The sequence below is a fragment of the Pseudophaeobacter sp. C1-32P7 genome, assembly GCF_041008775.1.
GTDB lineage: Bacteria > Pseudomonadota > Alphaproteobacteria > Rhodobacterales > Rhodobacteraceae > Phycobacter > Phycobacter gallaeciensis_A.
This window is the reverse complement of sequence record NZ_JAXGFR010000002.1, coordinates 325091-347176: the sequence shown is the minus strand read 5'-3', so window position 1 is coordinate 347176 and position 22086 is coordinate 325091. Positions and strand designations below refer to the sequence as shown.

Annotated in this window: 20 protein-coding genes; 10 read left to right on the top strand and 10 right to left on the bottom strand. The window is 62.6% G+C overall.

What is annotated here, in order from left to right:
- Positions 1–117: 117 nt before the first annotated feature.
- The 4 genes from SM763_RS04550 to arsB are packed head-to-tail and all read left to right on the top strand — an operon-like array spanning position 118 to position 4233.
- Entirely contained in the window at positions 118–963 is an 846-nt protein-coding gene (locus tag SM763_RS04550) for an arsenate reductase/protein-tyrosine-phosphatase family protein (protein WP_368997745.1), read from the top strand.
- Positions 960–1958 (top strand): ArsJ-associated glyceraldehyde-3-phosphate dehydrogenase, encoded by a 999-nt coding sequence (locus tag SM763_RS04545; RefSeq protein WP_368997743.1) that lies wholly within the window; start codon positions 960–962, stop codon positions 1956–1958. Before SM763_RS04550 ends, SM763_RS04545 begins: the two co-directional genes overlap by 4 nt.
- Positions 1955–3220, top strand: coding sequence for an organoarsenical effux MFS transporter ArsJ (arsJ, locus tag SM763_RS04540; protein WP_368997741.1), 1266 nt, complete (start codon positions 1955–1957; stop codon positions 3218–3220). The genes SM763_RS04545 and arsJ overlap by 4 nt, the downstream gene beginning before the upstream one ends.
- Positions 3217–4233 (top strand): ACR3 family arsenite efflux transporter, encoded by a 1017-nt coding sequence (gene arsB / locus SM763_RS04535; RefSeq protein ID WP_368997740.1) that lies wholly within the window; start codon positions 3217–3219, stop codon positions 4231–4233. Before arsJ ends, arsB begins: the two co-directional genes overlap by 4 nt.
- A gap of 21 nt (positions 4234–4254) precedes the next feature.
- Here arsB and SM763_RS04530 read toward each other — a convergent pair whose 3' ends face one another.
- The 10 genes from SM763_RS04530 to SM763_RS04485 form a co-directional block, all read right to left on the bottom strand.
- A complete protein-coding gene (locus SM763_RS04530; protein WP_274828215.1) occupies positions 4255–5112 on the bottom strand; it encodes a TauD/TfdA family dioxygenase in 858 nt (285 codons plus the stop codon).
- A gap of 31 nt (positions 5113–5143) precedes the next feature.
- Complete coding sequence (locus SM763_RS04525) at positions 5144–5935, bottom strand: SDR family NAD(P)-dependent oxidoreductase (RefSeq protein WP_368997738.1); 792 nt, start codon at positions 5933–5935, stop codon at positions 5144–5146.
- On the bottom strand, positions 5932–7374 hold the full coding sequence (locus SM763_RS04520; protein ID WP_368997737.1) for an AMP-binding protein: 1443 nt from the start codon (positions 7372–7374) through the stop codon (positions 5932–5934). Before SM763_RS04520 ends, SM763_RS04525 begins: the two co-directional genes overlap by 4 nt.
- Positions 7374–7973, bottom strand: a complete 600-nt coding sequence (locus SM763_RS04515; protein WP_368997736.1) for a thermostable hemolysin — start codon at positions 7971–7973, stop codon at positions 7374–7376. Before SM763_RS04515 ends, SM763_RS04520 begins: the two co-directional genes overlap by 1 nt.
- 111 nt (positions 7974–8084) lie before the next feature.
- Entirely contained in the window at positions 8085–9449 is a 1365-nt protein-coding gene (locus tag SM763_RS04510) for a sensor histidine kinase (protein ID WP_368997734.1), read from the bottom strand.
- Positions 9446–10123, bottom strand: a complete 678-nt coding sequence (locus SM763_RS04505) for a response regulator transcription factor (protein WP_274832381.1) — start codon at positions 10121–10123, stop codon at positions 9446–9448. Before SM763_RS04505 ends, SM763_RS04510 begins: the two co-directional genes overlap by 4 nt.
- 11 nt (positions 10124–10134) lie before the next feature.
- A complete protein-coding gene (locus SM763_RS04500; protein ID WP_368946924.1) occupies positions 10135–10734 on the bottom strand; it encodes a DUF6134 family protein in 600 nt (199 codons plus the stop codon).
- 166 nt (positions 10735–10900) lie between these two features.
- Positions 10901–12631 carry an OFA family MFS transporter gene (locus tag SM763_RS04495; RefSeq protein ID WP_368997732.1) on the bottom strand — a complete coding sequence of 577 codons (1731 nt, stop codon included), beginning with the start codon at positions 12629–12631 and terminating at the stop codon, positions 10901–10903.
- 334 nt (positions 12632–12965) lie between these two features.
- Positions 12966–14339 (bottom strand): sigma-54-dependent transcriptional regulator, encoded by a 1374-nt coding sequence (locus SM763_RS04490; RefSeq protein WP_274835851.1) that lies wholly within the window; start codon positions 14337–14339, stop codon positions 12966–12968.
- 140 nt (positions 14340–14479) lie between these two features.
- Entirely contained in the window at positions 14480–15400 is a 921-nt protein-coding gene (locus tag SM763_RS04485) for a LysR family transcriptional regulator (protein WP_065270947.1), read from the bottom strand.
- Between the two features lie 149 nt (positions 15401–15549).
- Between SM763_RS04485 and SM763_RS04480 the strand changes: the two genes are divergently transcribed.
- The 6 genes from SM763_RS04480 (at position 15550) to SM763_RS04455 (ending at position 21996) form a co-directional block, all read left to right on the top strand.
- On the top strand, positions 15550–16521 hold the full coding sequence (locus tag SM763_RS04480; protein ID WP_368997730.1) for a membrane dipeptidase: 972 nt from the start codon (positions 15550–15552) through the stop codon (positions 16519–16521).
- Positions 16522–16642: 121 nt separating this feature from the next.
- The gene (locus SM763_RS04475) at positions 16643–18304 is read left to right on the top strand and encodes a hypothetical protein (RefSeq protein ID WP_368997839.1); all 1662 of its coding nucleotides are present in this window, start codon (positions 16643–16645) and stop codon (positions 18302–18304) included.
- Entirely contained in the window at positions 18301–18951 is a 651-nt protein-coding gene (locus SM763_RS04470) for a DUF3726 domain-containing protein (protein ID WP_368997728.1), read from the top strand. Before SM763_RS04475 ends, SM763_RS04470 begins: the two co-directional genes overlap by 4 nt.
- Positions 18952–19003: 52 nt before the next feature.
- Positions 19004–20023 (top strand): Ldh family oxidoreductase, encoded by a 1020-nt coding sequence (locus SM763_RS04465; RefSeq protein ID WP_368997726.1) that lies wholly within the window; start codon positions 19004–19006, stop codon positions 20021–20023.
- A gap of 378 nt (positions 20024–20401) precedes the next feature.
- The gene (locus SM763_RS04460) at positions 20402–20989 is read left to right on the top strand and encodes a heme NO-binding domain-containing protein (RefSeq protein WP_368997725.1); all 588 of its coding nucleotides are present in this window, start codon (positions 20402–20404) and stop codon (positions 20987–20989) included.
- Positions 20986–21996 (top strand): GGDEF domain-containing protein, encoded by a 1011-nt coding sequence (locus SM763_RS04455; protein ID WP_274839579.1) that lies wholly within the window; start codon positions 20986–20988, stop codon positions 21994–21996. The genes SM763_RS04460 and SM763_RS04455 overlap by 4 nt, the downstream gene beginning before the upstream one ends.
- The last annotated feature ends 90 nt before the right edge of the window (positions 21997–22086 follow it).

Here is a 22086-nt window from a genome sequence, read left to right as displayed (position 1 = left end):
CCGTTCTGTAACCTGTAGCCGCCTCCATCCTGGGGGCGGTTTTGTTTCGGCCCCTGTCATCGGGCCGTTACAAAATCTTCACTGTCATACTCTCTTTATTTCCTATATTCATGAAGTATGGAGAAAAAGATTCCCTCCCGCCTGACCACGCTTGGCCATCCACAGCGACTGGCCATCTTCCGGCTGCTGATGCGGCGCTATCCGGACCGGATGCCCGCAGGTGAAATCGCCGGGGCGCTGGGTCTGAAGGCCAGCACCCTTTCCACCTATCTGTCTGCGCTGATGCAGGCGGGGTTGGTGACGCAGGACCGGGCCGGGACCTCGCTGCTCTACACTGTCGATATGTCAGCGGTGCAACAGACCTTTGACTATCTGATGCTCGATTGTTGCCGTGGGCGTCCGGACCTTTGCCTGCCCGCCGCCACTTCCCCCCAAACAGGACATCCCGCCATGACCGCGCGCAAATACAACGTGCTATTCATTTGCACCGGAAATTCCGCCCGCTCGATCTTTGCCGAAAGCATCCTGCGCGACCGGGCGCCGGACCGGTTCAACGTTTATTCCGCCGGAACCCGACCCCAGTCAGACCTGAACCCCTTCGCGGTGGAGGTGCTGCAATCCAAGGGGCACGACACCGCGCATCTGCGGGCCAAGAATACTGCCGAGTTCACGGGACCGGATGCGCCGCAGATGGATTTCGTCTTTACCGTCTGCAATCAGGCCGCAAACGAGGAATGCCCCGCCTGGGACGGTCAGCCGATCAGTGGCCACTGGGGCATGCCGGACCCGGTCAAGGCCGAGGGCACCGATGCCGAAAAAAGCCTCGCCTTTCATCAGGCCTATGGCGCGCTGAAACGCCGGATCGAGGCCTTTACGGCGCTGCCCATCGAAACACTGGACCGCATCGCCCTGCAACACGCGGTGGATGATATCGCCAGCCAAGCACAGGAAGACACCCAATGACCACATATGCTGTGAACGGCCTTGGCCGGATCGGAAAACTTGCCCTGAAACCGCTGCTGGAGCAGGGCGCGCAAATCGCCTGGATTAACGACGCGGTGGGTGATCCGGAAATGCACGCACATCTTCTGGAGTTCGACACGGTGCATGGGCGCTGGGATGCAGAGTTTTCCCATGATGCAGACAGCGTGACGATCAATGACATGCGTCTTCCCTTCATCGGCACCTCCGATCTGTCCAAACTGCCGCTCGACGGCGTGGATGTGGTCATCGACTGCACCGGTGTGTTCAAGACAGAGGCCAAGCTTGCCCCCTATTTCGACGCGGGCGTGAAAAAGGTCGTGGTCTCCGCCCCGGTCAAGGATGGCGATACGGCCAATATCGTCTATGGCGTCAATGAGGGCACCTATGATCCGGCGCGCCACAGGATCGTGACGGCTGCCAGTTGCACCACCAATTGCCTGGCGCCTGTGGTCAAGGTGATCCACGAAAATCTGGGTATCCGGCACGGCTCCATCACCACCATCCACGATGTCACCAATACCCAGACTATCGTCGACCGCCCCGCCAAGGATCTGCGCCGGGCGCGCTCGGCGCTGAATTCGCTGATCCCGACAACCACCGGCAGCGCCACGGCAATCACGCTGATCTATCCGGAGCTTACCGGGCGCCTGAATGGCCATGCGGTGCGGGTACCGCTGCTGAATGCCTCGCTCACCGACTGTGTTTTCGAGGTGGAGCGTGAAACCACGGACGAGGAAGTCAACGCCCTGTTCAAAGCGGCCGCGGAAGGGGAGCTGGAGGGCATCCTTGGCTATGAGACCCGCCCGCTGGTCTCGACCGATTACACCAATGATCAGCGCTCTTCGATCGTGGATGCGCCCTCGACCATGGTGATCAATGGCACCCAGGTGAAAGTTTATGCCTGGTATGACAATGAAATGGGCTACGCTTGGCGGCTTGTCGATGTGGCCCTTATGGTCGGAGCCTCGCTGTGAGTCAGCGCCCCGAGGGACTTTCAGCCTATATAGCGGTGACGGCGGCCTATTGGGCCTTCATGCTCACCGATGGGGCGCTGAGGATGCTGGTCCTCCTGCATTTCCACACGCTGGGGTTTTCCCCTGTGCAGCTGGCCTATCTCTTTGTCCTATATGAGATCGCCGGGATGGTGACGAACCTTTCGGCGGGTTGGATCGCGGCGCGCTTCGGGCTGGCGGCGACGCTTTATGCCGGGCTGGCGTTGCAGATCGCGGCGCTGGGCGCGCTGACGCAGCTTGATCCGGACTGGGCCATTGGTGCCTCGGTTGTCTTCGTGATGTGTGTGCAGGGGATTTCGGGCGTGGCCAAGGATCTGGCCAAGATGTCGTCGAAATCGGCCGTGAAGCTCTTGGCGCCCTCGGCAAACGGCGGATTGTTCCGTTGGGTGGCGGTGCTGACCGGAGCGAAGAACGCGGTGAAGGGGCTGGGGTTCTTGCTGGGTGCGGCGCTGCTGGCGACGCTTGGGTTTAGCTGGTCGATCATTGCCATGGCTATGGTTCTGGCGCTGGTCTTTGCCGCCATCGTGATGCTGATGCCACCGGGACTACCGACCGGGCGCAAGGGCGCGAAGTTTTCCGAGGTGTTCTCGAAATCCGCCAATGTGAACTGGCTGTCGGCGGCGCGGGTGTTTCTGTTCGGCGCGCGCGATGTCTGGTTTGTGGTGGGCATCCCGATTTATTTCTACGCGGTGCTGTCGGATGGATCCGAAGCGGGCAACCGCGCGGCCTTTTTCATGATCGGCACATTCATGGCAGTCTGGATCATCCTCTATGGCGCGGTGCAGGCTGCGGCGCCCTGGCTGCTGGGTGCAGCCAAACGGCCCGAGGGCGCCTTGATCCGCGCCGCGCGCGGCTGGGCGCTGGCGCTTTTTACCGTGCCTGCGGCGCTGACCCTTGCCGTCTGGATGTCCCCGGCGCCGCAGCCTTGGATGACCGCTGTTCTGGTCCTTGGCCTTCTGGCCTTTGGGGCGCTGTTCGCGGTGAACTCTTCGCTACATTCCTACCTGATCCTCGCCTTCACCAAGGCTGAGCGGGTGACAATGGATGTCGGGTTCTACTACATGGCCAATGCGGGCGGGCGCCTCGCTGGTACGCTTCTGTCCGGGCTGACCTATCAGGCCGGGGGGCTGGCGCTTGTTCTGGGGACGGCGGCCCTAATGGTGGCGCTGTCGGCGCTTGCCGCAGGAAAATTGCATGTCGAAGGGGCGGAGGTCGCACCATGAGCATCTTTGAAAGATATCTGAGCGTCTGGGTCGCGCTGGCCATGGTGGCAGGCATCGTCATCGGCAATATCGCACCGGCGTTGGTGCAGATGATCGCGGCGGCGGAACTGGCGCGGGTCAATCTGGTGGTTGCGGTGCTGATCTGGGCGATGGTCTATCCGATGATGGTCGGCGTCGATCCGGCCGCGGTGAAGGATGCCTTCAAACAGCCGCGGGGCTTGGGCATCACGCTGGTGGTCAACTGGTTGATCAAACCCTTCACCATGGCGCTGTTGGGGCTGTTGTTCTTCGAAGGCGTCTTTGCCGATCTGGTATCGCCCGAGGATGCGCAACAGTACATTGCCGGTCTGATCCTTCTGGGCGCGGCGCCCTGCACGGCTATGGTCTTTGTCTGGTCGCAGCTGACGCGCGGGGATGAGAATTACACCCTGCTGCAGGTGTCGCTGAATGATGTGGTGATGGTCTTTGCCTTTGCGCCCATCGTCGCCTTCCTGCTGGGCGTCACCGATATCGAGGTGCCCTGGGAAACGCTGGTCCTGTCGGTGATCCTCTTTGTGCTGCTGCCGCTATTGGCGGGGATCTGGACCCGGAAACGTCTGGGCAGCGCGGCGCGGATTGAGGGCTTTCAGGCCCACGTCAAACCCTGGTCAGTGATCGGGTTGATCGCGACGGTGACGATCCTGTTCGGCCTGCAGGGGCAGGTGATCCTGGACCGGCCCGAGGTTATCGCCTTGATCGCGGTGCCCATCCTGATCCAGTCCTATGGGATCTTCGCGCTGGCCTATGGCGCGGCCTTCGCGCTGAAGGTGCCGCACCGGATCGCCGCGCCCTGCGCGCTGATCGGGACCTCGAATTTCTTTGAGCTGGCGGTCGCGGTTGCGATTTCGCTGTTTGGGCTGAATTCCGGCGCCGCGCTGGCCACCGTGGTCGGTGTGCTGGTCGAGGTGCCGGTGATGCTGTCGCTGGTGTCCTTTGCCAACCGGACCCGCAGCCGGTTTCCCGGCAACGGGTGAAGGCGCAGGCGGCGCTTGGAGTCAGACCCGGCCCATGCCGATGAACAGCTGGCGATCCTGATCCTTGATTGCCCGGCGCCCGTGCATGATGCGGGTATTGTCGAGCACAGCGATATCGCCGTCCTGCCAGTTGATCTCGGTGGTGCTGTCTTCGGCCAGTTCGCGCAGCTCCTCGATCTCTTCGGCGCTGACCAGGCTGCCATCTGCCAGCCGGTAGACGGGCGGCTCGTAATTGTGCGACGGGCCCAGAACCGCATTGGCAAAGCCTGCAGCGCCGGACAGGGCCGAGGGCCGCACCGGGTTCAGCGTGATATGATAGGTGAGCGAGCCATCCTCATGCATGTCGAAATCCTGGTTCGGGATCGCTGCCTTGAATTGCAGGATATGCTCTTCGGTCACCTCTTCAGGTTCCGAGATCGCGGGGTGTTCATTGGCCAGGTAGCGTTTCCACAAAAGTTCCGGCAGCTTGCGCGAGACGGTCATCGGCTGGCTCCACCGGGCGCGCTGCGCCTCCGACATGCTGGCCAGCACATCGCGCCCGTCGCAGATCGTGGTTTGCGAGCCTTCAAAGGCGGCCTTGGCGGAATAGAAGGCAACGATATCGGGGCAGACCGGGGTGTTGCCGTTTTCGATATGCAACCCGATCGGGCCAAGCCCGGCATCCACCATCTGGGTGTTGCGCTCGGAAAATTCCCGTGCGGGGTCAAAGGTGATGGTGCTGCACAGCTCGGCTGTCAGGGCGCTGAAGGCGGCCATGTCGACATCAAAGCCCCGCAGCAGCGCCCAGCCGTCGCGGCTCAGATGGTCGCGGACGGCGGCAATGGCGGGGGCGTCGATCTGGCTGCCGGTGCGCGCGGCGCGGATCACGGTATAGGTCATGATTGGTCTTTCTACTTGAAATCAGAAGGGTCTAGACGCGGCGCAGGCTGTCCAGGGCGGCGATGGTTTTCTCGGCGCGGGCCTGAGCCCCGACAGAGCGGTCGACCAGCTGCGGGAACAGCCGCTGGACTTTGACAAAGAACCGCTCTTTGCCGCGGGGAAAGCTCTCGCGTTTGCCTTTGCGGATTGCCTCCCAGGCTTCTGTAGCCACCCGTTCCGCGCTGTCGAGCGTCATCTCCAGCGGTTCGATCAGGGCGCCGAACTCGTTTTCGGCGGCGGTGCGGGCGGCGCGCGGGGCGATATAGGTGACACCAACGCCGCTGCCAGACAATTCGCGCCGCAGCGCGTCAGAAAAGCCCCGCAAGCCGAATTTCGTCGCCGAATAGGCCGCGAAATAGGGGTAGGCGATATCGCCGAAGACAGAGCCGATGTTTGCCACGCGTCCCTTGCCTGCGCGCAGGGCGGGCAACAGATCCCGGGTCAACGCGATCGGGGCCATCAGGTTTGTGTCCGTCATCGCCTGCAGCTGAGCATCGCCGAGATCCGTCAGCCGCCCGACGGTCAGGCAGCCGGCATTGTTGATCAGGATATCAAGCCGCCCACCGACCTGCGCGAGCAACCTTGCGCGATCTTCGGCGAGTGTCACGTCTGCGGGAAGGATGGCGCTCTCAGGCAATCCTGCGAGCGTGGCGGTCTCTTCCAGCTTGTGCCGACTGCGTCCGGTGATCAGCGGCATATGGCCAAGGCGTGCGGCCTCCATCGTCAGCGCGCGGCCGATGCCGGATCCCGCGCCGGTGATGAGAACGGTCTTTTTCTGGGTCATGAGGCAAGGCTTTCGGCTGTCTGGGAAAGAGGCTGCGCCGGGCGGTCGTTGATGATCCGGGCGGCGACAGCGCGGTTCGGGGTGCCTGCTGCAAAGAGCAGGCCCGGCTCTGCCGGAGAGGTCAGGACTACCGCCGCAGGCCGTGCATAGGGCGGGATCCCTCCGAGTGCGGCGGCGATCTCTGCGCCGCTGACCGGGGCCGCGGCAGCGACCACCAAAACCAGCGATCCGTCCTCGTGCAGGCCAAGGGCCGAACTGACGACGCGGGGATCAGCGTTGATCCTTTGCTCGACCCACTCGGGCGAGATATTGCGCCCGGCGCCGGTGACGATCAGCGCATCCTTGCGCCCGTCCACGATCAGGCGCCCGTTCTCGATGCGGCCCAGATCGCCGGTGTGCCAGCGGCCGGGGGGCGGATCGCCATTGAGGTACCCGGTCATCACGGTGGGACCTGCGACGGTGATCTCGCCGTCGATGATCTGAACGTCGAGCCCCTCCAGAACCTCTCCGACGGTGCCGATGGCATTGTGTCCGGGGCGGTTCATCGCCACCACGGCGCAGCATTCCGACAGACCATAGCCTTCGTGCGCCGGGATGCCGAGAGCCTCGGCGGCGCGTAGCAGCGCGGGCGAACTGGCGGCGCCGCCGACAGCCACGAAGCGCAGCGAGTTGGGCGCGCCGCCATCCTTGCTGCTGAGATCCTGAACCCAGCGCCCCAGAAGCGCGGGCGCCAGCAGGCTGGTGGTGGGCCTTTCGCGGGCAAAGGCGGCGGTCAGCGGAGCGATATCGGCGCCGAAGAGGGCGCGGGTGGCGTTGAAGTCAAACCGGGTTTCCGCGCCCGCCAGAATGGGCAGGAAAATGCCGCAGATCTGTTCCAGAAGCTGCGCCATGGGCAGGATCGACAGGTGACGGTCGGTGTGCGTCGGGGACACCACGGGCAGCAGCGCATTCAGCGAGGCCTGCAACTGGCTGCTTCCGATGACAACGCCCTTGGGCCGCCCGGAGGAGCCGGAGGTGTAGATGACCCGCTCTGCCTGCGCCGCTGTCGAGGTCGGGACGGCCGGGGCTGTGGCATCGGCATGGCCGAGCGACAGGGGGATCTCCGGCAACCCGCTTTGCCCGGCGGTTTCGGGAGCCGTGATGAGTGCGCCGATCCCGGCGTCCTTGATCACATGGGCAATCTGCTTGGGCGCAAAGAAAAACGGCAGCGGCACCTGCCGACGGCCGGTGAGGGTGAGCGCCAGATCGGCCACCACATAGGCGCAGCCGCCCGGCAGAGCGATGCCGACAGTGCGCGGCGCACCGTTCAGCCGCGCCGCCAGCGCGGTGACTTCGGCGGCAAGATCGGCCCAGGTCAGGTTGTCGCCATCGCCGGAAAAGGCGACCGTTTGCGGGCGCTCTGCCGCGTGGCGCCACAGGGCCTCGAATACCATGTCCATTATGCAGCGCCTCCCTGAAGACCGGGCAGCGATCCAGGCGCAGCGGTGCCGGGCGTCAGCAATGCCAGATCCGTCTCGGTCTCGATGAAGGCGCAGACCCAGGGATCGGTGTCGTAATAGCTGCCCCAGCTGTCCGGATCCGCCACGTGGTCCGCCGCAGCGGCGCAAAGGGGAATATAGCCCAGCCCGGTGCGGGTCAGCAGGCGGCGCAGGGGCAGGGTGGCGGTGAAGACCCCGCAGACCACGCCCTGCTGCCGTCCCCAGTCGATCATGCGGTCTAGGAGCGGCAGCACCGGAAAGGGTGACACCGAGGCCAGCGATGTGACCTCCATGATCTGGTCCGCGCGGATGTCGCGCCCGGTGCGCTCCTTCAGGACCTCGCAGAAATCGCCATTCAGGTAGCAGTCCGAGAAGAACCCGTCCTGCGCCGTGCGGATCCCGGCCGCACAGAGAATCTTGCCTTCTGCGTTGGAAGCTGCTGCCAGAACCGGGGCAAAGCCTTTGACCTGCGCCGCATAGGTGGTGTCGTAAACGTCACGGATATGGGCCTCAGCGGCTGCACGGCCGGGAGAGGTCGGTGTCAAAAACTCAATTCGCATGGAGCGCCTCGTTTGGATTTCCTGTTGTCTAGGGAAATCGCGCGCTAGGCTTACAGCCCGCTTACAGGTTCGCAGAACCATGGGCGGAGGAGGTCAAGTATCTGTGATGTTTTATGAAAATTCGATGCTGAACCGGCTGCCGCCGCCATCCCGGTCGGCGATGTCGACCTTGGCGCCATGAGCCTCGGCGACGGCCTTGACGATAGCCAGACCAATCCCCGATCCCTTGCCCCGGCCCGGCTCGGAGCCGCGGTTGAAGCGTTCGAACAGCGCCTCGCGTTCCGCCTCCGGCACCCCGGGACCGCGATCCATAACCGCGATGCCGGGCGGATTTGCCATGACGCAGATTTCAACCTCGGTTCCGGCGGGGGAATAGATCAGCGCGTTGCGCACGAGATTGTCCAGCGCGATGGCCAGAAGGCCCGCATTGCCGCGGATCCGGACGCCCTTGGCGCCGGTGACGGCGAGGCTTTTGCCCGCGCGGATGGCGTTCGGGGCCTGAGCGCAGGATATCTGCACCGCCAGATCGTCCAGAGTAATCTTCTGAAAAGTCGAAGGTTCCAGTGCGTCGGCGCGGGCCAGATCGATCAGCTGTTCAAAGATCTGCTCTAGCTGTTTCAGATCCTGTTTGAGGCGTTGGCGGACCTCGGCGTCACCGATGGTATCGACGCTGGAGTGCAGCACCGCGAGGGGCGTGCGGACCTCATGCGCCACATTCGAGGAAAACGCGCGCTGCGACCGGTAGCCTTTTTCCAGCCGGGCAAAGGCGCTGTTAACGGCAGCGACGAGGGGCACGATCTCGGACGGCAATCCTTCGGGCGAAAGGCGCTGGTCCGGGGCGTCGGGGCCGATACTGCCGGCCTGCTGCATGACGCGATCCAGCGGCCGCACGGAGAGCCGCGCCGCCAGCAGCGCCGATGACAGTACCAGCACCGCACCAAGAACGATCCAGATGATCTGCTCTTCTACCTCGTGCCACATGGCATCAAGGATGCTGGTATCGGCGATCGGGGCATAGGCCGAGGCAAGGACGCAGATCTTCATCCCTGCATTGATGCCGCACAGCGCCATGCCGCGCCGCTCTCCCGGTAGATCGATTTCGGTTGCGGTGCCAAGCGGCAGCGGTGCAACCTGCGCCTTGATCTGCGGAGAGGTCTCGCCGCCCGCGAGCAGCTCCATCTCCGGACCAAACACCGTATAGCGATAGGCCCCCTCGGCGCCGCGAAACCGGAGTGATTGCACCGGCAGGCCATAATGTTCGGCCTCTGGGTCGGTCTGGACCAGGACCTCGTTTGCTTCGCGCAGCAGGGTCTCTTCGAGGTTTTCTTCCAGATGTTCGAAAAACTCGGAAATCAGGATTGTGACCGACATTGCGATGGCAAGCAGCAACGCCAGGACGATATTGACCGCCAGCTTGCGCTGTAGCGAGCCGGGTCCGCCAAGGGGGGCATGGACAGACTGGGCAAGGGACTTCATTGACCGTCGTCTTCCATCAGATAGCCAATGCCGCGCAGCGTGTGGACCGTGCTGGCAGCGCCCAGATCCTGCAGTTTCTTGCGCAGCCGGTGAATCGCGACCTCGATGGCGTTCGGCGTTGGCGGCGCATCAAATCCGTAAAGGGCGTTCTCAATGCTGTCCTTGGACAGGATGCGCCCCTTGCGGCGCATGAAGACCTCCAGCAAATCCAGCTCGCGACGGGAAAACCGGGCGGGCTGGCCAGCAATCTCAACGGAACGATCGTTGGTGTCAAAGCGGATGTTGCCAAGGCTCAGCTTCAGCCCCAGCGCACCGCCCGGGCGGCGCAGAACGGCGCGGATGCGGGCGATCAACTCGCTGCTGTCAAAGGGTTTGACCAGATAATCGTCAGAGCCGGCGTTGAGGCCCTTTACTCGTTCGTCCAGTGCATCACGGGCGGTGCAGATGATCACCGGCGTGTCGGCATTGGCCTGTTTGATCCCATCGAGCACCGACAGCCCGTCCATGTCCGGCAGGCCCAGATCGAGGATGATAGCGTCATAGGAATAACTGCGCGCGGAATGCACCGCATCCGCGCCAGTCGCCACCCAGTCGACGACGAAATCATTGCTTTCAAGGCTGGCACAGGTGTTTTGCGCCAACCTTTCGTTGTCTTCCACATAGAGAAGCCGCATGGGCTGCGATCCTATTTGCGCAGGTAGGTCACGGTTGACCCATCATCGGCCTTGAAGGAAACATGTGCAAGGTCTCCGTTCTGGTCATACCAGACATCGCGCTCCAGATCGCCTGAGATACGATAGTGATGGGCGCGCAGCTGGCCGCTGCGGGTGGGGACATTCTGAACACCCAGATCGATCACCCGCACCGACATGACGGTACCGTCGATGGTGTTGAGCAACTGGCGGCGTTTCAGAATATCATCGTTCCACAGGCTGGCGGGCAGCAGGCCACGCCCCTTTTCGCTGATCTGATGCGCGTCGCCGTCATCATCGGTGGCCGAGCGGATCGAGGTCATCTTGCCATTTGCCCATGTCTCGACGCTGTTCTGCTTGAAGGCATAGGCATTGACGCGGATCAGCGGGATCTTGACGGCGATATCGGTGACGACCTGGACGGAGTATTTGGCGGCAGAGCCGGAGAAGCTGTAGCTGAGCTCTCCGATGTCCTTGCCCTTGCGAATGACGTCAAAGCGCAATGCGCCCTGGCTGGGTGGGGAAGAGGCCAATACCGGCGTTGCCAGCCCGATGGCTGTGACCAGAACGGCGAGTTTCCTGAGGATCTGCATGACACGCTCCTTGCTATTTTTGTACAGGGTTGGCGCCCGATATGGGTGGTGCCGCTTACGCGAACCTTACGGGCGTGACCGGCGCATGGGCCGTGCGTGGCGATAAATGCAAAAAAAGGGAGCCTGCGCTTGCAGGCCCCCTTCAGGTTCTGGGATTGTGTCGGAGTTACTCGGCGGGCGAAGGTGCTGCGCCGGTTTCCGGGTGGTGGTGGTGCGAGCCCACCGGCCGGATCAGGAGGTTGGCAAAGAAGGCCACTACCAGCAGACCCGCCATGCAATACATGGTCGTATTGTAAAGGCTCGGCGTCGGATCGACGATGCCCTGCGGCGCGATCTCCATCAGCTTGGCGATTGTCACCGTCTTCGCGGACACCAGAGCGTCCAGCTGCGACACCGGCGCGCCGAAGGCGGTTTCAAAGGCCTGCGCATCTACCTTGGCGGCAAGATCCGTAATCGCATTGTTCACCGACATCTGACGCAAGGACGTGATCGCAAGCGGACCCAGCACACCGGCGGTGGACCATGCGGTCAGCAGACGGCCGTGAATGCCGCCCACGTGCATGGTGCCGAACATATCCGCCAGATAGGCCGGGATGGTGGCAAAGCCGCCGCCATACATCGAGAAGATAATCATCGTCGCGACGTAGAAGCCGATCAGGTAGAACATCGACGGGTTTGCTGCGCCTGCGGTCGCGAAATAGGGGATCGACAGGTACAGGATCGTGCCAAGGATGAAGAAGGCGTGATAGGTGTTCTTGCGCCCGATGAAGTCAGAGGTCGAGGCCCAGAAGAAGCGGCCGACCATGTTGAAGACCGAAATCATCAGAACATAGGTCGAGGCAAAAGCCGCGGTCACGATCAGCGGCATGGTGGTGCCGTAGATTTCCGACATCATCGTCTTGGCGACGCCGATCACACCGATGCCAGCCGTCACGTTGAAGCACAGCATCACCCACAGCTGCCAGAACTGCGGTGTTTTCAGCGCCTGGTCGATATGGACGTGGTTCTTGGTGATCAGACACGAAGCGGCCGGTTTCGGCTCCCAACCTTCAGGTTTCCAGCCCTCTGCCGGAACGCGATAGCTGAAGGAGGCGATGATCATCACAATGAAATAGACGATGCCAAGGGTCAGGAAGGTGGAGGATGCGCCGGTGTCGCCGGTGCCAACCACATAGACGCCAGCCTCGCCGCCGCCGGGCAGGGCTGCCGCCTGGGACGCCGATGCGATGACAACCTCAACCATGCCGTTTGCGGTCTGGGCAAATACTCGTCCGCCTTCGATCACGGTGTCGATGGCTTCGCGCGTGCCAAGGTATTCAGGTGCCTTGGCATAGATGGACAGCAGCCAGCCTTTGACCGGGGCCGCGATCATCGCGCCGCCGCCAAAGCCCATGATGGCCATGCCGGTTGCCATGCCGCGACGGTCCGGGAACCAGCGCAGAAGGGTCGAAACCGGCGAAACATAGCCAAGACCCAGACCGCAGCCGCCGAGGGCGCCATAGCCAAGGTAAACGAGCCACAGTTGATGGCTGGCGATCCCTGCCGAGCCGATGAGGAAACCGCCGCCCCAGCAGAAGGCAGCAACGGTGCCGACCATGCGCGGGCCAACTTTTTCCAGCCATTTGCCGGCAAAGGCAGCAGCCAGGCCGAGGAACACGATGGCGACCGAGAAGATCCAGACCACCGAGGTCAGGCTCCAGTCGTCAGCAGCGGGGCTGACAACGCCCAACTGGCGCGTCAGAGCAGGGTTGAATACGGACCAGGCGTAGACCGAGCCGATGCACAGGTGGATGGCGATTGAGGCCGGGGGGACCAGCCAGCGGTTGAAGCCGGGGCCTGCGACGATGTTTTCCTTCAGCAGAAAGGAAAGCGGCCCCCGATTGGGTGCGGAACTCATATGGATTATCCTCCAAATTATTGACCGGCTGGCGTCTCTCTCCTCCCCGAGGTCGGCTGCCGAAGCTGGGCATGCGAGCGCATGCGACGTGGTAGTCTTCGGCTGTTGTGAAGGGGTGCGTCAATGTTTTAAATATAAAAAACAATAACTTACATTGACGTTTTGTCGGGGTGCTATAGTCGCCACCTGGGGCAATTTGGACATTTTGGAAATTGTTTCCCGGCCAGGGGGTAAAATTTGCGCCAGTTTGTCCGGTTGTTCAATTCGGTAAAAATATGCGTGATCAGGTGTCGGCAGAGCGCGCCAGAGCGCGAGGGGCTGGACGATTCCCGGCTTATAATCCCCAAGAGGCGCATTTACGGTCGATGGTCTTTCGCGACACGCCCAGCCTGCGGGCGGCTTCCGAGCGGTTGCCATCGACAGCCTCCAACGCGCGCAGGATCTCGCGTCGCTCGATCTGATCCAGCGGTTCGATCTGGCCGCTGCCGTCCGCCGGGTGGGCCAGCGTTTCCAGGGGAAAGCTGCCGAAGATCAAGGAGCGCTCGATGAAGTTGCGCAGCTCCCGGATATTGCCCGGCCACTTGTGGCGCAGCAGGGCACTGCGGGTACGGGGATCGATCTGCAAGGGCGCGCGGGTCAGCTGCTCGGCGATCTCCTGCACGAACAACTCGGCCAGTTCCACCACATCGGTGCCGCGCTGGCTCAGCGGGGGCATCACCGCTTCGATCACATTGAGGCGAAAGAACAGATCCTCGCGGAAACGCCCGGCGGCGACTTCGTCCTTCAGAGATTTGCTGGTCGAGACGACAAAGCGCACATCCAGCTGGGTGCTGCGTTCGGTGCCAACAGGGCGGACCAAGCCATCCTCCAGCACCCGCAACAATGCCGCCTGCGCCGACGCGCTGAGACCTGCGATCTCGTCCAGGAACACGGTTCCGCCCTGCGCCGAGGGCAGCAGACCTTCGCGACCGCCCTGCGCGCCGGGGAAAGCGCCGGGCGCATGGCCGAAGAGTTCGAATTCTATCATCTCTGCCGGAATGGAAGCGCAGTTGATCGGCACGAAGGGATGCGCCGCCCGGTCCGAGGCTGCGTGCAGGTGCCGCGCCGCGACTTCCTTTCCGGTGCCAGAGGCGCCGGTGATCAGAACCGGCGTGCTGACATCGCGGACCTGATCCAGCACCCGCCGCACATCGGCTATCGCGTCCGAGCTGCCGATCAGTTGGTTGCGCAACCTGCGCCCGGTGTCGGCGCTGTTCAGCTCGTGCAGCAAAAGGGCGTTCTCGCGCCGCAGCTGAGCCATCTGGATGCAGCGTTGTACCGCATTCAGCATTTGGTTCGAGCGGAAGGGCTTCAGAACAAAATCCGCGGCCCCGGCGCGCATCGCCTCGATCGCGGTTTCCAGATCCGCATAGGCGGTGATCATGATGGTATCGGTAAACCCGCCGGCGCTGCGCTGATGGGCCAGCCAGTCGATGCCCTTTTGACCGGGCATGATGTTGTCCAGGATCATCACATCGAAATGCCGCTGGGCCAGCAGCTCCCCGGCTTCTTCGGTCGTCGCGGCCTCGGCGACCTCTCGGCAGTGGGGCGCGAGCGTTTTGACCAGGAAGTTGCGCATGCCCGGTTCGTCATCCACCACCAGGATGCTGGCCTGCGCCAGCCGGTCCGTCAGCTCGTTTCCGTTCTGCGCTTCTGTTGCCTGTGCCACCGCAGGTCTACCCGTGTTCTGTTGTCTGAGTGCAATAGGGCATGCCCGCCAAACTCTGCCCGGTCAAGAAAAGCCACCCTACAGGGTCATGAACTCTTCGCGAGCAGGGGGCGGTGAAAAAGCGGTGGAGGGGCAGGGGATCACGTCTGGAACGGGGCGGCCGTCAGCTGGATCTGCCGCTCCAGCTCGCGGGCCACCGGCAGCAGCGGGGCGTCGGCCTTGCGCAGCAGGTGAATGTGGCGCCGGGCCTCGGGATCGGCCAGCGGGCGAAAGACCAGACCAGAGGAGCCGAGCAACAGCATGGTCATTTCCGGCAGGATGGTTATGCCCAGACCGGCGCGCACCATGGCCAGAAGAGAGGTCACATTATGCCCTTGCAGCAGGGCCTCCCGGTGCAGGCTCTGCGCGACCTTGGTCCGGATCCCGGCGGACAGGGGATTGGCGATCAAGGACTGTTCGGCGATGTCGCGCCACGACACCGGCCCGCCGGGCGCTGCCAGCGGATGCCCGTCGGGACAGATCAGACCAAAGGCATCTGACATCAGGTTGCTGCAATGAAGGCCGGTATGCGTTGGCGGATCCAGCGCGGGCATCGCATCTGAATCCGGCAACCCGGCCGTTGCAATGCCGATATCGACCCGGTCCCGGCTCACCTCGCGGATGATGGCACGTGATTCCATATCCCAGACCTCGATCTGGACACCGGGAAACCGCGCGATGAAACTGGAAATCGCCTGCGGCAAGATGCTGCCCGCCACCGAGGGCACCGCTGCCACGCGCACCCTGCCGGTTCTGGCGCTGGCAAATCCTTCGATTGCGCGCACCGTGGTGTCGAATTGCTGCAACTCTCGGTCCGCCTGTTCCAGCACAAAGGCGCCAAGCGCAGTCAGCTTGTTCTTGCGTCCGGTCTCGAACAACGGCTCGCCCAGATGGTCCTCCAGCTGTTTCAGCGTCATCGAAACCGCTGATGGCGTGCGTCCCAACTGCTGTGCCGCCCCGGTCAGCGTGCCGGAATGGGCCACCGTGGCAAAGCATCGAAGCATCTCAATTTTCAGCGCCATTTTCAAAATTTCTGAAATGAGTTTGAGTTGTTTGAGTTTGTGTGAAAGCGGATGCCGAGTCCATAGTTTCATCCAAGGCAAATATCGGACCCGGAGAAACGCCATATGGACCAAACTGCACTGCGCCGTGTTGCATGGGGGCGGCCCTGATGCGGATCGACGCGCTGCAATATGCCAACTGGTCCGAAAAGATCTTTCGCCAGCTGCGCGAAGGGGGCGTTGATGCGGTGCATGTCACCATCGCCTATCACGAAGGATTTCGTGAAACGGTTCTGAACTTTGAGCAATGGAACCGCTGGTTCGAGCAATACCCGGATCTGATCCTCAAAGGCACGCAGGCGGGCGATATCGATCGGGCGCGGGACAGCGGGCGCACCGCCATCTTCTTTGGGTTTCAGAACCCGTCCCCGATTGAGGATGACATCGGGTTGGTCGAAATCTTGCACACGCTCGGCGCTCGGTTCATGCAGCTGACCTATAACAACCAGTCGCTGCTGGCGACGGGCTGTTACGAGGCCGAGGACAGCGGCATCACCCGCATGGGGCGGCAGGTGATCCGCGAGATGAACCGTGTCGGCATGGTGATCGACATGAGCCATTCTGCCGACCGTTCCACCATCGAAGCGGCAGATCTGTCGCAGCGTCCCATCGCCATCACACACGCCAACCCGCACGGCTGGATGCCTGCCTTGCGCAACAAGCGTGACGATGTAATCCGGGCGGTGACGCAGAACGGCGGCATGATTGGCTTTTCGCTCTACCCGCATCATCTGAAGGACAAATCCGACTGCACGCTGGACAGTTTCTGCAGCATGATCGCCCGCACCGCCGATAGGTTTGGAGTGGAGCATTTGGGGATCGGCTCGGACCTGTGTCAGGATCAGCCGGACAGCGTGGTGGAATGGATGCGCGTCGGGCGCTGGAGCAAGGAGATCGACTATGGCGAAGGTTCCGCTGACGCCGCCGGATTTCCGCCGATGCCGGATTGGTTCCGCGACAACCGCGATTTTGGCAATATCGAAACCGGCTTGCGCGCTGTTGGCATGAACGCGGGTGAGGTCGCCGCGATCATGGGCGGCAACTGGTACCGCTTTTTCAGCGAGGGGTTCGGCCCGGCATAGGTCATTTGCACCGGGTCAGAGGAAAACACACGAAAAACAAGGGTAAGCAAAGAAGGAGGGCAGCTTGGAAAGGGAAGCATCGGATCACCGACCCGCTGGGCTGCGTCCGCCTGAAACCGTGATGCGCCTTGCACGGCTGGGATCTTTCCATCAGTCGCGGCTGTCCTTCATGCGCATTCTGACCCGCCGGATGCAGGCCGAGGGCTGGTGCTTTGACAGGCCGGTGTTCGAGATCGGCGACGACGGGACGGGACACGCGGTCTACAGCGCCCATGGCCCTGAACGCAGCTATTCCCTTGTGGCCTTTGCCCATGACCTGCCGCCGGAAAAACGCTCTGACCGGGTGATAGCCGAGGCCTGGGATGCGACCTTTGCCTTGTTCGATGGTGTTCCGGGCGCCGACGACATTGCCCGCCTGGCGCAGAACGTGCCGCTGCAAGAAGCTGGCCGGGTGAGCGAGCGCGAGCTGTCGGTGTCGCGGGCGAACCGCTCGGTGCGCCTTTGGGAACACGTAGTCTCGGCGCTGGCGGCAGGCTGCCAGCCAGACCCGGCGCAGATCGAGGCGGTCGGCTATCTGATGCGGACCACGGCGGTCTATGGCTCGGGCAAACTGGGCGCTGCCGACCGCGAGATGATCGCGGACAGGCCGGAATGCGCGGCACCGTTTCAGGCCGAAATGCTGTCGGTGTATCTGACCCGGACCTTCGTTCGGGATCTGGTGCAGCACATGGCGGATGCCCGCGCCCGTGCTCGTTCGGGTGGGGTTGCGGCACGTCTGGATCCGGCGCTGGCCCGGCGTCTGGGCATCGGCAATTCCACCGGCCTTGGCATGGCGCCCTTTCTGCTGAACCACCCGGTTCTTTTCAACAACTGGATCACCGCGCGGGAAACCGCGCTGGAGCGGGTGCGGAGCCTGCCGCAGGCCAGCCCGCAAGAGGTGGCCCGGTTTCGTGACCTTTTTGCCCGCGCCCGCCGTTCCGTGGCGCACTGGCAGACCGGGCACCCGGGGCAGGCGTGGAAGCGATCCGTGCTGATCTCGGATATCGACCATCTGGCCGGACATCTGGAGGGCGATGTTCTATCGGTCCCGCACCCCTGGGATGGTTTGTACCTCTGGGCCGAGCGCTCTCTGTCCTGCGAAGGGCAGGAATGGTTGGTGTCGCTGATGCTGGAACCCTATGGCGCGCTGGTCGATGATCTGGCCACCGCCATGGCCTGTGGGGAGGGGGAAACCCGGCGGATTGCTGGCGCCATGACGCTGGGACGTCTGCGGCAACTCGTGCAGCGCTCCCATGACTGGGCGCTGGCCATTGACTGGGATCTTCCCGAAACCACTGCCCGCGTCTGGTATGTTTCGGAGGAAAAACTGGAACCGCGCCTGGGTGAACGGGCCGAGGAGCCTATCGCCCCCTATGAGCAGCCTTTGGCCCCGGGGCGCGATGTGGCGGCGCTGTATCACGCGATGGAAGGCTGGCCCGAGGAAGCGAGCGTGGCGGAATTTCTGCTGCGCCACCCGGAGCACAGGCATGCGGTGCGGCGGGTACAGATCGTCGCCGAGGCGCCCTATGCCGAAATCCGCGACAATACGATTGCCTGCGATCTTCTGCCGATCGACATGCTGCGCTGCAAACTGTCTTTCTTCGGGGCGATGCATTTCGATCCGCGGTCCGATCGCTGGGTGCGGATCTGCATGTTCGGTAATGCGCCTTATCCCGAAGAGCTGTCGGCGCGCGATGGAGATTTCTGGATCTATCCGGATCCGACGGAGATGCCGGACGCATGAACCTGTCGCTGAACGAGATCGAAGCCATGTGCAAACGCGCGGCGCGGGGCGCTGGGCTGCCCTGGGGGCTGGCGGAGGAAGCTGGCGCGGCGGCGCGTCTTCTGGCCGGGGTGGCTTTGCCCGGCCCGGAGCAGCTGGCCGCGCTGCTGGCGCGCAACGATCTGCGTCCCGTGGCCGCGCTTGCTCCGACGGCGATAGAAGGCGGACGCTGGCGCGCGGCCATGGGGCGGCTTTGCCCTCTGGTGTCGGGCAGTGCGCTGAGCGACCGGGCCGCCCAGCTTGAGACCGGTGCGTTTTTTGAGATGGAGGAGGTGGATTTTCCCTTGCTGCTCTTGCCCTTTGTGGCGGCGGCAGCGCAGCGGTTGGACCGGCCCGTAGCGCTTGATTGGCCGAATATACGGCTGGTGACCGATGGTCGCCAGATCTGCGCGACCGGCACGCGGCAAGAGATGCTGCGCGATCATGTGCCTTGGCTGCGCTGCCACGCGGAGGCAACGTTGGGGTCTCCCCTTGCGCCAGTCAGGCGCGGGCAGGTCACAGATGACGTCTGGGCGCAGCTGTCCACCTTCGCCCATCGCACCTATGCCCCGGCGACTGAGGCCTCGCGCTTGCGCGGGGCAGGGGCCGGGTTGGCGGACGATGACTGATACGGAGATTGATACGGGATGAAGACGTGAAACGGACAGAAAGCGGAGACAGATGAGCGCGACAGAAACCCTCTCTCTGGCAGAGATCGAAGATCTGGCGCTCCGGGCGCTGATGGCGGCGGGGACCAGCCGTGAAAATGCCGCGCCTTTGGCCCGGGCTACGGCCATGACCGAAGCGGATGGAGTTGCCTCGCATGGTCTGGCCTATGTGCCGATCTACGCCGAGCATGTGACATGCGGCAAGGTGGACGGTCAGGCCCAGCCGCAGGTCTCCAGATCCCGGCCCGGCGTAGTGACTGTGGATGCAGCCACAGGGTTTGCCCATGCCGCGATCGATCTTGGGTTTGAACATCTGATCCCGATGGCGCGGGAGCAGGGTGTTGCGGTACTTGCGATCCGCAATTCCTACAATTGCGGCGTTCTGGGTTGCCACACGCAGCGCTTGGCGCAGGCGGGTCTGATGGGCATCGGCTTTACAAACGCACCGGCGTCGATCGCGCCATCAGGCGGAGCGCAGCCGGTTCTGGGCACCAATCCCTTTTCCATCGCGGCGCCAGGCCCCGATGGGCAGGTCGCGGTGCTGATCGACCAATCTGCAAGTGCCATCGCCAAAAGCGAGGTGATGAAACACGCCCGCGATGGCAGACCGGTTCCCGAAGGCTGGGTGCTAGATGCGACGGGCAATCCGACCACGGACCCGGAGGCGGGACTGAAGGGGACCATGGTACCTGCCGGAGGGTACAAGGGCGTTGGCGTCGCGCTGATGGTCGAGATGATGGCGGCGGCGATGACCGGCGCTTTCCTGGGCAGCGAGGCCAGCCCGTTTTCTGGCCCCGTGGGCGGGCCGCCCCGCACCGGACAGTTTTTCATTGCCATCGATCCGGGCGCGACCTCGGGTGGAGGTTATGCAGACCGCATGGGTGCGCTTGTGGCCTCGGTCCAGGCGCAGAAAGGCGCGCGCCTGCCGGGCGATGGGCGTGCCGCAGCACGGGCGCGGGCAGAACAGGCCGGGGTCGCGGTCAGCACGGCAACCCTTGCGCGGGTGCGGGCACTGCTGCCGCCCCGCGACTGATGCAGGAAAGGATGCTAGCAAGATACCATCTGGCTTGACGGGTGCGGGTTGGCATCGCTAGGGTCCGCGCCGGAACTCTTTCAAGCAAATGATGTCGCGTCGGCGCCTACTCATGGCGCTAAGATATCAGGTGCCCGTGTCCTGTGAGCCTGGTGCGGATTATGCCGTTTCACCGGGAGTTTACCGGGCTGTGTGCGCACGACCACCTCCGGGGGCTTGTCCTGTCGGTAAGGGATACCTAGAGGCTGCGGTCTGTTTCGGGGGAGGCACGTGGATGTGCCCGGAACGTGGTGCTGTTTGGATGAATTTTGCCGATGTTGGGCGTTTTTTAACACACAGGGCCCAATAATGGGACACGGTAGGAAAAGGGGCCAAGATATGCATGGTCTGATCAACAGGGCGATCCAGGCTTTTGTGACCAGCACCTATGGCGCGGACCGCTGGTATGAAATCATGGATGTGGCTGGGCTTGGGTTTCGACAATTCGAGGCCATGCTGACCTATACGGATGACCAGTCGAACAAGATGCTGAGTGCCATGGAAACGGTGCTGGAGCGTCCGCTGCCTGAGATGCTTGAGGATATGGGGACCTTTCTGGTGTCCAACCCTCAGGTCGAAGCCCTGCGCCGCCTGCTGCGGTTCGGCGGGGTCAATTATGTTGAGTTTTTGCATTCTCTGGATGACCTTCCGGGGCGTGCCCGTCTTGCCGTATCCGATCTTTATCTACCGGGCTTGGAATTGTTGGAACAGTCACCGGGTCATTTCGAACTGGTTTGCCAGCCGGGGTTGCCCGGCTATTCAAATGTCATGATGGGTGTTTTGCGGGCCATGGCCGACGATTACGGAGATCTCGTTATTCTGGATTCAAGCGGTGCGCAGGACGGGGCAGAGGTGATTTCCATCACCCTGGTGGAAAGAGAATTTGCCGAAGGGCGGACCTTTGATCTGGGAGCGCATTCCCTATGATGACCAATGAACAGCTTGCCGTCATCGCGGATCAGATCTGCCCGATGTATGCGATCGTGGATGCCAAGGGGTATATCCAGCGCGTCGGCCCCACTCTCAGAAAGCTCCGACCCGATCTGAAATGGGAGGGGCGCCGGTTTTTCCGTGTCTTTGATCTGTCGCGCCCGCGCCGGGTTCGGTCCATGGCGGACCTGGTCAATACCGCCGGGTCCAAATTGCATTTGCATTTTCGGGACACGCCGCAAACCAGCCTGAAAGGCGTTCTCGTGCCTTTGCCACAGGGGCAGGGCGCGATCATCAACCTGTCCTTCGGGATCTCGGTTCTGGAAGCTGTGCGGGATTATGATCTGACCAGCGCGGATTTTTCTCCAACCGATCTCACCATCGAGATGCTTTATCTGGTTGAGGCCAAGTCCGCCGCGATGGAGGCCTCGCGCCAGCTGAACCTGCGTCTGCAAGGGGCCAAGATCGCGGCCGAGGAACAGGCCTTCACAGATACGCTGACGGGCCTCAAGAACCGCCGCGCCATGGATCACATTCTGGATCGGTTGATCAGCGGCGGCCGGGATTTTGCCCTGATGCATCTGGATCTCGATTACTTCAAACAGGTCAACGACACGCTGGGACACGCCGCCGGGGATGCGGTGTTGCAGCATGTGGCCCGTGTCATGGTAGAATGCACCCGCCAATCCGATACGGTTGCGCGTGTTGGCGGCGATGAATTTGTCCTGATCTTCAATGACCTGCGCGATCTGCGCCAGATCGAAGGGCTGGCGAGACGGCTGATCTCCGAATTGGAGGTGCCGATTCCCTATGGCGGCAAGATGTGCAAGATTTCGGCGAGCGCGGGCACTACGCTTTCGGCTTGGCACAGCGGCACCTTTACCGCTGCGGAAATTCTGAATGAATCGGATATCGCGCTTTATGCGGCCAAGGGATCTGGCCGGGCGCAGCATTGCTTCTATGAAAAAGGCATGGAAAACAAGGTTCTGGCCCTCGATCACTGATCGGCCCAATTCCGTCGTGTCTGTCTGCCTGTTGCCGTAGGTTCTTTTCCTCGTCACCTGATTTTTGGCCCTCTTGCAGGCGCCAAAAGC